The following is a 15155-nucleotide window of genomic DNA, read 5'->3' on the forward strand; positions in this document are numbered from 1 at the left end:
AAATCAGTTGATAAATATAATGAATAAGTTAATATCCTAACCAAAGAATGGCCTTTGTAAATCCATCACTCCATAATTTTTCATTGTGTTGGCCTCCTTTTATAATTTCCTTTTCGGTCAAGTTTAAGCATTTACAGCGCTTTGTGTTTATTAGATTTTCCATTTTATTCAAATCTGAAACCATATCTTCACTTTCATTGTCGCCACACAAGAAATAAATTTTGCTTTTTATACTTTTTGTGTTTTCTGCTAAATCGAATATTTTGTTAGAAAACCAAAAGGAAGGACTGAAAATTCCCGCTTTCCCGAACACTTCTGGGTATTTCAAAACTGCGTAATAGGAAACCAATCCACCAAGGGAACTCCCCATTATTAGAGTATTTTTCTTTTTGGTCTTGGTTCTATATGTACGGTCAATGTGTGGTTTTAAAGTTTTGACAATAAATTCAAGATAGGCATCGGCGTTTCCTCCTCCGTATTTTTCATTTTTGAAGGGTGTCAATTCTTCCATACGTTTATCGTTGCCATGTTCGATCCCAATAACGATTATTTGCGCATTAATACTGTCTAGTTTTTCGTCAACATGCCATTCGCCAGCATACGATGTTTTTGAGTCAAATAAATTCTGTGCGTCATGCATATACATAACAGAATATTTTTTCTTGGAGTTTTCGTAATTTTTTGGGAGATAAACCCATATTTTTTTTGAGGTTTTTAATTGTGGAGCCTCAATACTAAAGGTAGAAACTTGTTTTGAGGCAGTGCTTTCTTGGGCTATTGTATTTGTTAAGGTAAAAAATAATACAAGAAGGAGAAACAGTCGTTTATTCATTAGTAAGGATTTTTATAGAAGCATTTTTTTAGATAAAAATAGGAATTATTTTTATGATTTGATTGTAGGCTCTATTTGCTATTTATCAATACATGAATATTTTTCTTAAAGTTTTTTGTTGTAAGTTTTTGATTATGTGTGATTAAAGGTTTTGTGTTTGCTATTTTTTTTCATTGCATTAATTTTTATTGTTTTTAGAACAATTGATTGGCATAGTTATTGGCTTTGTTGTTATAGATATTAATTAAAATTTTGAAAAGATGAAAAATATAAAATTACTCGCAATACTAGGAATTGCTTTTTTTGCCTCAAATGCTATGAGCGCGCAAGTTTCATTAGGTATAGATATCAGACTGCCATCAGTAGTTGTATCGGGTCAATATGATACCGGATACGAGGTACAAAGGAGAAAAGTTGTATATCACGATGAGCCTGTCGTATATGTAGATCGCAGAGCGCGCGACTATGATAGATGGCATGAGGAAAGAAGATATGAAAGAAGAAAGTGTGAAGAAAAAAGACATTATCACGGGAAGGATTGTTATAAAAAATATAAAGAAAAAGATTATAAAAGATACAACAAAGGTAATAGATATGATGATTAACAGCTGTTACAGATAATTATAAGGAAAGGAGAACAAATTTTGGTTCTCCTTTTTTATTTAAGGGAGCAACATAATTAAGGCAATTGTTCCTGTAGCTTTTTAATCTCATCACGGAATTTTGCAGCTTGCATAAAGTCCAATTCTTTGGCTGCTTTTTCCATTGCTTTGCGTTTTTCCCGAATACGTTTTTCGATTTCCTCTTTCGATAAATATTCTGTCGTCGTTTCGGCAGCGGTATCTAAGCCGTAACCTAATTCATAATCCGCCAAAGGATTTTTGGTAAAAGCACTTTCAATTTTTTTATTCAGAGCTTGAGGCACCAGATTATTTGCGGTATTGTAATTGATTTGTTTGGTTCTGCGGTAATCGGTTTCATCTATCGTTTTTTGCATACTTGCTGTAATTTTATCAGCATACATAATGGCTTTCCCATTTAGGTTTCTCGCGGCTCTACCTATTGTTTGCGTAAGCGAACGATGGCTGCGCAAGAATCCTTCTTTATCGGCATCTAAAATAGCCACAAGCGATACTTCCGGTAAGTCTAATCCTTCACGTAATAGGTTTACTCCAATTAGTACATCAAATAATCCTTTTCTAAGGTCCTGCATGATTTCGATGCGCTCCAAGGTTTCTACGTCCGAATGAATATAACGACAACGGATTGAAACTTTTGTTAAGTATTTTGCCAATTCTTCGGCCATTCTTTTGGTCAAGGTAGTTACCAAAACACGTTCGTCTAGTTCACAACGTTGTTGAATTTCCTCGATTAAATCATCAATTTGGTTCAAACTTGGACGGATTTCTATTATTGGATCCAATAATCCCGTGGGGCGAATCACTTGCTCCACAACAACACCATCTGTTTTTTGCAGTTCATAATCTGCGGGCGTTGCCGAAACATAAATGACCTGATTTTGCATTGCTTCAAATTCTTCGAATTTTAAAGGTCGGTTGTCCATGGCTGCGGGAAGACGGAAACCATATTCTACCAAGTTCTCTTTTCGGCTGCGGTCGCCTCCATACATGGCATGTACCTGGGAAATCGTTACGTGACTTTCATCGACGACCATCAGGTAATCTTTTGGAAAATAATCCAATAAACAGAATGGTCTGGTTCCGGCTTGTCTGCCATCGAGATAACGAGAATAATTTTCGATTCCGGAACAATATCCTAATTCCCGAATCATTTCTAAATCGAAATTGGTTCTTTCTTCGAGACGTTTTGCTTCGAGATGTTTGCCGATTTCTTTGAAATAATCCACTTGTTTGACCAAATCTTGTTGAATTTCCCAAATGGCACCTTGTAATACATCCGGTGAAGTGACAAACATATTGGCGGGATAAATCGTCAATTGGTCAAATTTCTCAAGGACTTTAGAATCTTTGGTGTCGAAACTTTCAATTTCCTCGATTTCGTCACCAAAGAAATGAATTCTGTACGCTTCATCCGCATAACTGGGATATACATCTACGGTATCTCCTTTTATCCTGAAACTTCCGGGATTAAAATCGACTTCTGTTCTGGAATACAAACTTTGCACCAGTTGATGTAATAATTTTGTTCGGGAAATGATTTGCCCTTTCTCAATTGGAATTAAATTTTTCTGAAATTCTACCGGATTTCCAATACCGTACAAACAGGAAACCGATGCAACTACTAAAATATCTCTTCGTCCAGAAAGCAACGAGGCAGTTGTTGACATTCGCATCTTTTCCAGCTCTTCATTGATAGATAAATCTTTTTCAATGAATACGCCCGTAACTGGCATGAAGGCTTCCGGTTGGTAGTAGTCGTAATAGGAAACAAAATATTCTACAGCATTATTCGGGAAAAACTGTTTGAATTCCGAATACAATTGTGCTGCCAAGGTTTTGTTGTGTGCCAAAACCAAAGTAGGTCTTTGTACTTCCTGAATCACATTTGCAACCGTAAATGTTTTACCGGAACCGGTAACTCCTAATAATGTTTGGAATTTATCTCCGTCAATTATGCCTTGGGCTAATTTTTCAATGGCTTGGGGTTGGTCACCTTTCGGTTGGTAATCGGATACTACTTTGAAATTCATTTTATTAGGGCAAAAAATCTATATCGCAAAGGTACAAAGGAATTAACTAGAAAAAAGTATAGAAAAACTTAAAACTTCCATGCTTTTTGTTGCGTTTCGCTCAAAAATGTCCAGGCAACAATGCGGCTGTTTTTTTGTCCTTGAGACATTTCGATAGTTTTTACTTCAACAATATTGACTTTGTTTAATGTCTTATAAATGCTAGAAAGATGCGATTGTTTAGATACTAAAGTAGTGAACCATAAACACTGCATTGGATATTTGGCGCTTTCGTAAATCATTTGGGTAATGAATGCGAGTTCGCCTCCTTCGCACCATAATTCCGCATTATGGCCTCCGAAATTAAGGACTGGTACCGTAGATTTTTTATTCTCTAAATTATTGACTTTTCGCAATGATCCTTTTGTAGACTCTTCCATTGATTTATGAAATGGAGGATTACAAATGGTGAAGGTAAATTTATCTTCAGGTGTAATGATATTTTTAAAAATAAAGCGCGATTCGGTTTGTTGTTGCAAACTAATATTATCAATCAATTTAGGATTGGCTTTAATGATGGCACTGCAATTTTCAATTGCTTTTTCATCGATGTCGGTTCCAACAAAACTCCAGCCATAGGATGAGTTTCCTATTATTGGATAAATACAATTTGCTCCAACGCCAATGTCAAGACCTTGAACCGTGTTTCCTTCGGGAATGATACCGTTGTTGTTTTCCGCAAGTAAATCAGCAATATAATGAATGTAATCTGCTCTTCCCGGAATAGGCGGGCAAAGATAATTTGCAGGAATATCCCAGTTTTGTATGTTGTAATGTGAACGTAATAATGCCTTGTTTAAAGACTTTACGGCATCGGGATTGCTGAAATCTATGGTTTCAATGTGGTGTTCGTTGAATGAAACAAAAGCCTCTAATTCGGGAGAATCTTTGATTAATTGTTTAAAATCATATCCAAATCTATCAAGATTTCTCGGATGTAAATTAGTCTTTTCGGTAATTGTTTTCGGTTTCATTTTTTGAATTTCGATGCAAAGATAGTCAATCTCTTTCTGTAAAGTCCTAAAATAAAGCGCTAAGTGGAAGATTCTATAGATTTATCTTACGATATTAGTCCATGCATTCCATCATTAACAGATCGCCTTGGTCGTGCTCAATTGTGATAATTCCATCATTGGCAACGTGATTGCTACTTCCGGTTCGATATCCAATGGTAAGGCTGTCGTCTTTTAAAGGATAAAACAGATTTTCAGAATGTATGCCGCTTACATGTCCTATTGGTATTAAGGAAATAGGTGTGTTTGCCGGATACCATTTTTCGAATTTTTTTGGTAATAAAAAGACTTTTGAATGGTCATCCAATATGACAATTTTCAATTTCTCTCTATATCGTACAATATTGGTGAGGTTGGTAATGGTATGGTCGGCTCTTCTGCCGGTTGCCCAAACGACATTTACGGCAGGGATTTTTCGGTCTATAAGATAATCGAATGCTTTTTCCAGATCGGTTTTGTCTTGGTCTGGTGTGTGAACAATTTCCAACGGATATTGGGAAGTCTGATAAATTTCGGGATTAAAATCACGGTCAAAATCGCCCAAAAGAACATCTACTTTTATGTCTAATTGCATCACTCTTTCGATAGCCGAATCCAATACGATGACCAAAGGTGACCATTCTAAAAGCTGTCCCAATAATTCGGGATGGCAGGAGGCACCGTTAGCGATAATTAAAGCGGGTTCCTGGTCGTCGCGAACGATATGATGTGATGACATTTTGATTTGAGATTTAAGAATTTAAAATGCAGATTTCAGATGCAAAGATATAAAAAGATTTAGTCGCAGTTTTCAGTTTTGGTAGCTGAATGCTATTTGACGGTGTAGCTTCTTACATCGACTTCGCTCAACGAAAAATAGCCTAAAGGATAATTCGCAAAATCAGTAGTGTTAATAATATTTCCTCTTACGGTTGCCGGCGGAGACTGAAAAGGACCGCCACTATTACTTCCGGCAATGCTTACTAATACTTTCAAGTAATTATAATACGTTTTTGAAACCCCATAATGGGTTATTTCAATTAAATCGCCGCTTTTTATTTCGTCGTTTTGAGATTTACTAAAGAATTCGTTTCCTTGAAATAAAGCATCATCGGCAGCGTAATAATTTGATTTTAGTTGGTCAGAATAAGCATATTTGTAAAAGTAATAGTTCGATTCATTGGCTGGATCGTTAAAATAGGTTTTTATTTCGATGTCCTTTCCGGTAATGCCACCTGCATCGTTTTGCACTATTTTTGTGATAGGCGCAACTGATTTTAGAGTTTCGGTAGCGGTATAAGTATTGCCATTGTGTATAACTGTCAGCTTATAAGTTTCATTTAGCATCGGTAAAAAACTGGAACAAATGTATTCGCCTGTTTTTGGGATTTCTAAAAAAGTAAAGGTTTGGTTAGAGCTGTTTTTGATATAAATTATTGCTCCTGATACTTTTGGGATAATAGGGTTGTAAAAATCAGTTGTGGTTGTCAGTTTTATTTTCTGATTATTTCCTGTTGTTCCTTTTTTCCAATTTATCGAAGCTTCTATGACCAGTTTTGGCGGAGCTGTATCCAAATTTACTTGAACCACTTCTTCGCAGCTGTTCAATAAAAAGGCAATTAGGATTACAAAACAATATGCTATTTTTTTCATCGATTTAAAATTTAAAATTATAACTAACAGCAGGAACAATGCCGAAAATGGAAGTTTTTATCGCTTCATTGTATCCGGTTTCTAAATTTTGTTTGAAATTAATTGAAGCCGCATTTTTTCGACTGTACAGATTGTAAATGCTAAAAACCCATTCGCTTTTCCAGTTTCGCCCCTTGTTAGAGTGAGGCGTCAAAGTCGCCGCAATATCTAAATGATGGTAAGTAGGAAGTCGGTTTTGATTTCTTAGACCATAATTAGGTATGGTAATGCCAAGGTATTCGTACTGACCAACAGGATGGGTTATCGGTTGTCCGCTTTGTAAAGTGAAATTTCCACCAAATGACCATTTTTCGTTTAAATAATAGGAACTTGTTATAGCAATATTGTGTAATTTGTCATACACAGATTTGTACCATTGGCCATTGTTGATTCCTGTTTCGGTGGCAGATCTTCCGGGTGTTTGCTGCTCTGATTTTGATAAAGTATAGGAAATCCATCCATTGAATCGGCCTTCGTTTTTCTTGAACATCATTTCTAATCCATAGGCTCTCATTTGCCCGTTTAAGATTACTTGTTCGATGGCTTTATTGGCGATTAAATCGGCGCCATCTATATAATCTAGTCTATTTTGGATTTTTTTATAATAGGTTTCTACTTCAAGAGAATAGGCTCCGTCGTTGAAATTTTTAAAATAGCCCAAAGCCACTTGGTCAGCAATCTGAGGTTTTATGAAATTATCGCTTGGTGTCCAAACATCGAGCGGAGTAGGTGATGAGGTGTTCGAAATAAGCTGTAAATACTGTACCATTCGGTTGTAGTTGATTTTTACCGATTGGCTTTCATTGAGTTGGTAGGCAAAGGAAAATCGAGGCTCCAGATTGTTAAAGCTTTCGATGACTTTGTTTTTGGCGTAATATTGGGTTGTTATTGGTGTTGCTTTTTCATAAATCTGCATATCCGTATTGAATAATACCGGATTATTGTTTTCGTAAATATTAACCGTAGATGCTCCTAAACGATAAAACATGCTGTATCGAAGTCCGTAAGAAAGGGATATTTTATCGGTTAATTCCTGTTCGGCGTTGATGTAAATTGCTGGTTCAAATGCTGTTTTTTTGTCTAATTGGTCCGCATTGATTCCGGAATTAGGATTGGATGGCTTTATGGTTCCGGGGTTAAAGTTGTAATAAATGGCATTTGTCCCATAATTTAGCTTGAATTTGTCCGAAATATAATTCTTGAAATCGTATCTGATATTGTAATTTTTGATACCGGAATCCCATTTGAAACCTACTAAATCCAAATTTAACCCGTAATAGTAATCGCTGTAAATAAGGGATAAATTAGAAAATAGTTTGTCGGAAAAAAGATGATTCCAACGTAAATTTAAAGTTGAATTGCCGTAGATGTTGGTGAAGCTTTTGCTTAAGCTGAATACATCGCGTCCAAAATAGCCTGACAGATACACACTGTTGTTTGGGTTGAGTTTGTAGCTTAGTTTTGTGTTTAAATCATAGAAGTAAGCGGAATTATCTTTTTGTTCTTCGGATAGTTTCAAGAATAAATGAGCATAGGAACTCCTGCCGCCAATCAAAAAGGAGCCTTTGTCTTTTACTATGGGACCTTCGGCTAAAATCCTACTGGAAATTAATCCAATTCCGCCATTTACATGAAAATCTTTACTGTTTCCATCTTTTTGATAAATATCTAGAACAGAAGAAGCTCTTCCTCCAAAACGGGCTGGAATTCCTCCTTTGTATAGTTTTAAATCTTTGATAGCGTCAGGATTAAAAACAGAGAAAAAGCCAAATACATGCGAAGAATTAAAAATTGTAGCTTCGTCTAATAAGATTAAATTCTGGTCAGCGCCACCTCCGCGAACATTAAATCCCGAAGCACCCTCACCGGCATTGGTAACGCCGGGCAGCAATAAAATAGATTTTAGTATATCTACTTCTCCAAGAACAACTGGCATTTTTTTTATGTTAGAAATAGAGAGTTTGTTGACGCTCATTTCCGGAGTTTTAAGGTCAATTGTCTTTTTATTATTGCTGATTATAACTTCTTGCAAGATGGTTTCGTTCCCCGAAAGTGCAACGTTGTATTTTGTGTTTTGATTTAGATCAATTGTTTTTTCTACGCTAGTATAGCCTAGATATTGGATTTTAATTCTGTAATTTTCTTTAGGCAAAGTAATAGAATAGAATCCGTATTCATTTGTTGTTGCACCTGTTTTTAATTCAGGGATAATGATATTTACACCAATTAAAGTTTCATTGCTTTTTGCATCGGTAATGGTGCCGCTTAGTGTGAATTTTTCCTGAGAAAAAACATTCAGACCAGTTAATAATAGAATAAGTAAAAAACGAATTTTCTTAGTAAGCATTTTTAGGATTTAAATTACAAATTTGACCAAATTACAAATAAACGGCTATAGAACAAGCGTTAAAATAACGTTAATAAAAAAAGACAACCTATTATGGTTGTCTTTTTTTTGCAAAATATAAAATACAGTTATGCTATTTTAGCTAAAATGCTATTGAAAGTTTCGCTAGGGCGCATTGCTTTGCTGGTTAGCTCTGGATTTGGTTGGAAGTAACCACCAATTTCTTGTGCTTTACCTTGTGCTGAAATTAATTCAGTATTGATTTTTGCTTCATTTTCTTTAAGCTCTTTTGCAATAGGAGTGAAGATTGCTTTAAGTTCAGCGTCTTTATCTTGAGCTGCAAGCGCTTCGGCCCAGTACATTGCTAAATAGAAATGAGAACCACGGTTATCAATTCCTCCTATTTTTCTTGCAGGAGATTTGTCATTTTTTAAGAATGCATCATTTGCTTGATCTAATGTTTCAGATAAAACAATTGCTTTTTCATTATTCAATGATTGTCCTAAATGCTCTAAAGAAGCTCCTAATGCTAAAAACTCTCCAAGAGAATCCCAACGTAAGTATCCTTCTTGAGTAAATTGCTCTACGTGTTTTGGAGCTGATCCACCGGCACCGGTTTCAAACAAGCCACCGCCATTCATTAAAGGAACTATAGATAACATTTTTGCAGAAGTTCCAACTTCAAGAATAGGAAATAAATCAGTTAAATAGTCACGTAATACGTTTCCTGTTACTGAGATAGTGTCTAAACCTTTGATGATTCTTTCTAATGTAAATTCGGTTGCAGCAATTGGATTAAGGATGCGAATGTCTAAAGCAGTTGTATCGTAATCTTTTAAGTATTTTTGAACTTTAACGATTAATTCTCTATCGTGTGCTCTGTTTTCGTCCAACCAGAATACGGCAGGAGTATTAGATAAACGAGCTCTGTTTACAGCCAATTTAACCCAGTCTTGAATTGGAGCATCTTTAGCTTGACACATCCTGAAAATGTCATTAGCTTCAACCGCTTGTTCCATCAATACAGTTCCGTTTTGGTCTAGTACGCGAACAACTCCGTCAGCTTTTATTTGGAATGTTTTGTCGTGAGAACCATATTCTTCTGCTTTTTGAGCCATCAAACCTACGTTTGGTACGCTTCCCATTGTTGTTGGGTCAAAAGCACCGTGTTTTTTGCAAAAATCGATAGTTGCAGTATATATTCCAGCATAACAACGGTCTGGAATAACAGCGATAGTGTCTTGTTGTTTTCCTTCTTTGTTGTACATCTGACCCGAAGTACGGATCATAGCCGGCATAGAAGCATCAACAATTACATCAGATGGTACGTGTAGGTTGGTAATTCCTTTATCAGAATTTACCATAGCCAAAGCAGGTCCGTTTTCGATAGCTTGTGTCAAGGCAACTTCTACTTCTGCTTGTTCAGGTTGTCCAGCTATTTTAGCATATACATCTCCTAAACCATTACGAGTATCGACATTTAATTTTTTGAATAAGTCAGCATATTTTGCAAAAACATCTTTGAAAAATACTTCAACGATAGCACCAAAGATGATTGGGTCAGAAACCTTCATCATAGTTGCTTTTAAATGAACTGAAAGTAGAAGATTTTCTTTTTTAGCTTCAGCTATAGTTTCAGTAATGAAACTTTTCAAAGCAGCAATGTTCATTACAGAACTGTCAATGATTTCTCCTGCTTTCAAAGGTGTACTTGCTTTCAAAACAGTAACTGTACCGTCTTTAGCAATGAATTCAATTTTAGCATCATTGGCTTCAGCAACTGTAACTGATTTTTCACTTCCGTAAAAATCCCCATTTGACATTGAAGCTACTTTGGTTTTAGAAGCACTAGACCAAGCCCCCATAGAGTGTGGGTTTGCTTTAGCGAAATTTTTAACTGCTCTTGGAGCTCTACGGTCAGAGTTTCCTTCGCGTAAAACTGGGTTTACGGCAGAGCCTAAAATTTTAGAGTATTTTGCTTTAATTTCCTTCTCGGCATCGTTTTGAGGATCTTCCGGGAAATTTGGGATTTTATAACCATGAGCCTGTAATTCGGCAATTGCTCCCTTTAACTGAGGAACTGATGCTGAAATGTTTGGTAATTTAATGATGTTTGCTTCTGGAGAAGTTGCTAATTTACCAAGTTCAGCTAATGAATCTTTTACTTTTTGGTCAGTGTCCAAAAATTCAGGGAAGTTTGCTAAAATTCTTGCTGCTAACGAGATGTCTTCGGTTTCTATCTCAATTCCTGCAGTTGCGGTAAATGCTTGTACAATTGGTAAAAAAGAATAAGTCGCTAACAAAGGCGCCTCATCAGTCAAGGTGTAAACAATCTTTGATTTTTGTGTCATTTTTTTTATTTTATAATCGTATCCCTAATAATTAGGATGTGAAATGTATGTTTTGCCAAAAATTAGGCGTAGCAAATATATGAAAATCAGACTGAAATTAACTTGGGTTTTGCATAGAAATATAGGAATTATGGGATTGCTACGTTGGTAGTTGTAAATTGTTGATTTCTTCGTTTATTTTAGATAAAATAAGTTGTTTATGGTTTTATTTTAAAAAAAGGCAAAAAAAAATCCCGATCCTGATGATTCGGGATGGGATTTTTATGATAAAGAGATCGTTGACTATCTTCTTTTGTCTTTGATTTTTGCTTTTTTACCAGTAAGTTCTCTGAAGTAGAAAATTCTAGCTCTACGAACTGCACCTTTTTTGTTGATTTCAACTTTTTGTAAAGCTGGCAAGTTTACAGGGAAGATACGCTCAACACCTATTGCACCTGACATTTTACGAATAGTAAAAGTTTCAGTACTTCCTGTACCTCTTCTTTGGATAACTACTCCTTTGAAAAACTGTGTTCTAGTTTTTTCACCCTCTTTAATTTCGTAGTAAACTGTGATTGTATCACCAGCTCCGAATACAGGGAAATCTTTTCTTGTAACAAATTCGCTATTAACGAAATCTACTAAATTTGCCATTTTAAATGCTAATTATGGTTTAAAATCGGATCAACATTCACGGGTATCGCCAGAGGTTAATCAAATGTGGGTGCAAAAATAGTTATAATTTATGAATTTATGAATTATAAATCATGTTTTTTTGTACTGTTTAATACGACTGAACACCGCTAGCTTAACGCTAAACTATTCTTCCAGTAAATCCGGCCTTCTGTTCTTAGTGTGTTCATAAGCCATGTCTTCTCGCCATTTGTCAATTTTGGCAAAATTACCACTGGTTAACACCTCGGGAACTTTCCATCCTTTATAGTCAGCAGGTCTGGTGTATATAGGTGGAGATAATAAATTATCTTGAAAACTATCTGTCAGTGCCGAGGTTTCATCACTCAGAACACCGGGTATCAACCGAATCAAAGCGTCGGATAAAACTAAGGCTCCTAATTCTCCTCCGGATAAAACATAATCACCAATAGATATTTCTTTGGTGATAAAATGGTCGCGTGCTCTTTGATCCACTCCTTTATAGTGCCCACACAAGATGATAATATTCTCATACATAGACATGGTATTGGCCATTTTTTGGTTTAAAGTCTCTCCATCTGGCGACATATAAATGATTTCGTCGTAGTCTCTTTCGTTTTTCAAATGCGTGATACAAGCATCAATAGGCTGAACCGTCATAACCATTCCGGCGCCACCACCATATGGATAGTCATCTACGCTTTTTTGTCTGTTAGTGGTGTAATCCCTTAAATTGTGAAAATGAACTTCTACCAATCCTTTATCGATAGCCCGTTTCATAATCGAAGCCTCAAACGGGCTTCTTAACAATTCAGGTAAAACGGTAACTATATCAATGCGCATAATTTTATTTCTAAGTTTTGAAAGTGCAAATGTACAAAGATTTTTTTCAGGAGTTGACCTTGCTATTGAGTCCTGTTTTTCAGAAGTATGTTCTTTGTTTATGTTTAATAAATGAAAAAGTCCTGCAAGGTTTTACCGAGCAGGACTTTATTTCAAGCATTGATTTTTTTTAAAAATTAGTAATTCGAAAAGATTGCTTTAAGGATTACATTAATTTGCTAAAGAAAATAGCGTTCCAAAGCAATTTCTCTGTACCTAACCAGAATGCTCTGAAATTAGTATTATCAGTAAAAACAATGATTTTTCCTTCGCCTTTTTTTATGGATTGAAAAGGCACGGTTCCTTTTAATAACTCCAAATTTTGTTTCGAAATATAACCACTAATCAATGGGTTTTTTGTGTATTGAATAGGGTTGTTGTAGCTGTTTTTGTTGGGTTCTATAATGATGGATGTGTTTCTGAAAATAGGCATCGTATTTCTAGGCATACCAAAATTGATAGGATGCGATAGATCTAATTTGGTTTCAAATATAGCTCCTGAGATTAATTGTGCGCCCTTGTAATCATCGGCTTGTTCAAAGGAAACTTCTTTTGCTTCGCTTTTTATAGTTTTAAAAGTTAAATCTATGAACTTGGAATCATTTAGCCATTTTATAGCATCTTGGTAAGCAATAAGGGTTCCTCCATTTTGTATCCATTGCTCTATTTTTGTAATTGCTTTCGTTGAAAAACCGGAATAATTTCCATTGGCTAATAGTAAGGTGCTATACCTGCTTAAATCTACGTTTTGTAACTGTTCTATGTTTATTTTGGTCAAAGGCATGGCTGCTTTTTGATCAAATAGATGCCATATTTCTCCTGCATCAGAGGCGTCTACTCCTTGTCCTACCACCATGGCAACTTTTGGTTGTGTTAGGGTTATAAAGTTTGGGTTTCCTAAGTTGATGCCTTCTGTAAATCCGGTTTCGACTCCTGTAATTTCAATAGCATACTGTGAAATTATTTTATTTAAGTAATTAAATATTTCATCGGAATCCATTTCCTGGTTTTGAACAGGGAGGAAAAGACTGCCATAGGAAAAGGTTTTTCCATTGTGTGTGAATGGCTGTTTAGTCGTTCTAATGCGTAAATTTTTGGAAAGAATTTGGTTTAAAAGTTTTGGCGACTCATAGTCGGTCCATTCAATTAAATAGCCAATATTACTTTTTTTGGACACAAAGCCCATTTTTGCGCTAGCTTCGTATTTCGTTCCTGCCTGAGAAAGGGAATTCATTCCTTCAAAATTTAGATTGAAGGCCAAGTCAAAACTCCAAGTGGAAATGTCATAAAACAAACTGTCTTTGAATTTGGTTTGTCTGTCGAAAATTGCATTGATAAGTTTTGTGTTTTGTTGCTCTACAGGGATGATATAGCTCAGGTTCTTGTCGAATTTCTTTTTGTTGATTGTAATATCCTCTTTTAACTTGAACATTTCAATTTTATGTTGGTTTAATATTTTTGCCAATTCATTTACCCTTGTTGCATCTTTTTCATCGCCAAAAACATAGGCTTTAGTCTTGCTTTTTTTGCTGTCATTTTTAGCTTTAATGTAAAAATCTCTTTGATACTCCAGAAGTTCTTTTCGCATTTCGTAAGCTGCTTGCAAGGATGATAAACTGGTAGTGAATTGATTTCTGATGGTAAACGGAAAAGTTAAGATTCCGTTAGTACTTTCTTGTGCATGGCCTCTAGAACTACCTTGCTCAAACAAAATTCCTATTGATCCATTAATGTCTGGATAAGAAGAGCCTTTGCCGTAATAAAAATCATCATAATTCTTTTCTATAAAATAAGAGCTACCTATTTTATCTAAAGCTTTAGCGTGATAACCCGCAATTTTGCGAGTTAGAATTTGATTTAGTTCCGGAGTCAGCGGATTAGTACGGCTAGGTTCTCCAGGCTGGAAAAAATAAGTAGCATTGGTTCCCATTTCGTGAAAATCACATAATAAGTTGGGTAACCATTTTCGGTATGTTCTTATTCTGGCTTGACTTTCTGGAAGTTGTGCCGGAAGCCAATCTCTGTTCATGTCAAACCAGTAGTGATTGAAGCGTCCTTTAGGCCACATTTCATTAAATTCACGGTCATTGGGATCTGTCACTAAATGAGTGCTTTTACTACTGTTTACCCAAGTAGAAAAACGTTGCAATCCATCAGGATTAAAACATGGATCCAATAGAATAATAGTTTTCTCTAATGTTTTTTCGAGTTCTGGACTTTCGGCAGCGGCTAGATAATAGGCCAAAGCAATTGCTGCACCTGTGCCGCTAGACTCATTCCCATGAATTGAATAGCCTAAATAAACGATGATGGGTAAATCAGAAAGGTCACTATTGTCAGCTCCAGGATCTGTTACCGCTTGATGTCTTTTAAGGATGGCATCGATGTTAGCAAGGTTCTTTGGACTCGAAATAGTAAGTAATTGTAGGGGTTTGTTTTCAAAAGTATAACCTGTGGTTTCAATCGAAATTCTGTCGGATGCTTTTGCTACTTCATTCATATAAAGTGCTACTTGTGTATGATCGGTGTGCATTTCTCCCAATTCAAAATGGAATATGCTTTTGGGAGTAGGAATGTTTTTGTTGTAAGTGCTGTTTTGTGGAAGATAATAATCTAATGTAGGCTGTTGCTGGGCATTGGCTAAGCAGCAAAATAAAAGGAAGGTAAAGAAGAATTGTTTCATGAAAGCTTGGTTTGTTAGTTTTTAGATATTGCT

Annotated in this window: 11 protein-coding genes; 1 reads left to right on the top strand and 10 read right to left on the bottom strand. The window is 35.7% G+C overall.

The window, feature by feature from the left end; all coding sequences use genetic code 11:
• Positions 1-28: 28 nt before the first annotated feature.
• Complete coding sequence (locus tag ACMDB5_RS07325) at positions 29-832, bottom strand: alpha/beta hydrolase (protein ID WP_414000343.1); 804 nt, start codon at positions 830-832, stop codon at positions 29-31.
• Between the two features lie 260 nt (positions 833-1092).
• Between ACMDB5_RS07325 and ACMDB5_RS07330 the strand changes: the two genes are divergently transcribed.
• A complete protein-coding gene (locus tag ACMDB5_RS07330) occupies positions 1093-1437 on the top strand; it encodes a hypothetical protein (protein ID WP_414000344.1) in 345 nt (114 codons plus the stop codon).
• Between the two features lie 74 nt (positions 1438-1511).
• On the opposite strand, the gene uvrB is transcribed toward ACMDB5_RS07330, so the two are convergent.
• From uvrB to ACMDB5_RS07375, 9 genes are all read right to left on the bottom strand, one after another.
• Complete coding sequence (uvrB, locus tag ACMDB5_RS07335; RefSeq protein WP_414000345.1) at positions 1512-3503, bottom strand: excinuclease ABC subunit UvrB; 1992 nt, start codon at positions 3501-3503, stop codon at positions 1512-1514.
• 68 nt (positions 3504-3571) lie between these two features.
• Positions 3572-4516, bottom strand: coding sequence for a 23S rRNA (adenine(1618)-N(6))-methyltransferase RlmF (gene rlmF, locus ACMDB5_RS07340; protein WP_414000346.1), 945 nt, complete (start codon positions 4514-4516; stop codon positions 3572-3574).
• A gap of 94 nt (positions 4517-4610) precedes the next feature.
• A complete protein-coding gene (locus tag ACMDB5_RS07345) occupies positions 4611-5273 on the bottom strand; it encodes a thiamine diphosphokinase (RefSeq protein WP_413997616.1) in 663 nt (220 codons plus the stop codon).
• A 92-nt stretch (positions 5274-5365) separates the two neighbouring features.
• Positions 5366-6187 (bottom strand): DUF4249 family protein, encoded by an 822-nt coding sequence (locus tag ACMDB5_RS07350; protein WP_413997617.1) that lies wholly within the window; start codon positions 6185-6187, stop codon positions 5366-5368.
• A 4-nt stretch (positions 6188-6191) separates the two neighbouring features.
• Positions 6192-8573, bottom strand: a complete 2382-nt coding sequence (locus ACMDB5_RS07355; protein WP_413997618.1) for a TonB-dependent receptor — start codon at positions 8571-8573, stop codon at positions 6192-6194.
• Positions 8574-8701: 128 nt separating this feature from the next.
• Positions 8702-10924, bottom strand: coding sequence for an NADP-dependent isocitrate dehydrogenase (locus ACMDB5_RS07360; RefSeq protein WP_413997619.1), 2223 nt, complete (start codon positions 10922-10924; stop codon positions 8702-8704).
• 282 nt (positions 10925-11206) lie between these two features.
• The gene (rplS, locus tag ACMDB5_RS07365) at positions 11207-11557 is read right to left on the bottom strand and encodes a 50S ribosomal protein L19 (RefSeq protein WP_413997620.1); all 351 of its coding nucleotides are present in this window, start codon (positions 11555-11557) and stop codon (positions 11207-11209) included.
• 165 nt (positions 11558-11722) lie between these two features.
• The gene (gene trmD / locus ACMDB5_RS07370; RefSeq protein ID WP_413997621.1) at positions 11723-12400 is read right to left on the bottom strand and encodes a tRNA (guanosine(37)-N1)-methyltransferase TrmD; all 678 of its coding nucleotides are present in this window, start codon (positions 12398-12400) and stop codon (positions 11723-11725) included.
• 205 nt (positions 12401-12605) lie between these two features.
• Entirely contained in the window at positions 12606-15122 is a 2517-nt protein-coding gene (locus tag ACMDB5_RS07375; RefSeq protein WP_413997622.1) for a M14 family zinc carboxypeptidase, read from the bottom strand.
• Between the last annotated feature and the right edge of the window lie 33 nt (positions 15123-15155).

The organism is Flavobacterium sp. W1B (assembly GCF_047344965.1).
Classification (GTDB): Bacteria; Bacteroidota; Bacteroidia; order Flavobacteriales; family Flavobacteriaceae; genus Flavobacterium.

What these genes read in the sequence shown, in the direction of transcription:
- ACMDB5_RS07330 (WP_414000344.1), top strand. Translation starts at nt 1,093, where the DNA reads ATGAAAAATATAAAATTACTCGCAATACTAGGAATTGCTTTTTTTGCC.
- ACMDB5_RS07345 (WP_413997616.1), bottom strand. Translation starts at nt 5,273, where the DNA reads ATGTCATCACATCATATCGTTCGCGACGACCAGGAACCCGCTTTAATT.
- trmD (WP_413997621.1), bottom strand. Translation starts at nt 12,400, where the DNA reads ATGCGCATTGATATAGTTACCGTTTTACCTGAATTGTTAAGAAGCCCG.
- rlmF (WP_414000346.1), bottom strand. Translation starts at nt 4,516, where the DNA reads ATGAAACCGAAAACAATTACCGAAAAGACTAATTTACATCCGAGAAAT.
- ACMDB5_RS07350 (WP_413997617.1), bottom strand. Translation starts at nt 6,187, where the DNA reads ATGAAAAAAATAGCATATTGTTTTGTAATCCTAATTGCCTTTTTATTG.
- ACMDB5_RS07375 (WP_413997622.1), bottom strand. Translation starts at nt 15,122, where the DNA reads ATGAAACAATTCTTCTTTACCTTCCTTTTATTTTGCTGCTTAGCCAAT.
- uvrB (WP_414000345.1), bottom strand. Translation starts at nt 3,503, where the DNA reads ATGAATTTCAAAGTAGTATCCGATTACCAACCGAAAGGTGACCAACCC.
- rplS (WP_413997620.1), bottom strand. Translation starts at nt 11,557, where the DNA reads ATGGCAAATTTAGTAGATTTCGTTAATAGCGAATTTGTTACAAGAAAA.
- ACMDB5_RS07325 (WP_414000343.1), bottom strand. Translation starts at nt 832, where the DNA reads ATGAATAAACGACTGTTTCTCCTTCTTGTATTATTTTTTACCTTAACA.
- ACMDB5_RS07360 (WP_413997619.1), bottom strand. Translation starts at nt 10,924, where the DNA reads ATGACACAAAAATCAAAGATTGTTTACACCTTGACTGATGAGGCGCCT.
- ACMDB5_RS07355 (WP_413997618.1), bottom strand. Translation starts at nt 8,573, where the DNA reads ATGCTTACTAAGAAAATTCGTTTTTTACTTATTCTATTATTAACTGGT.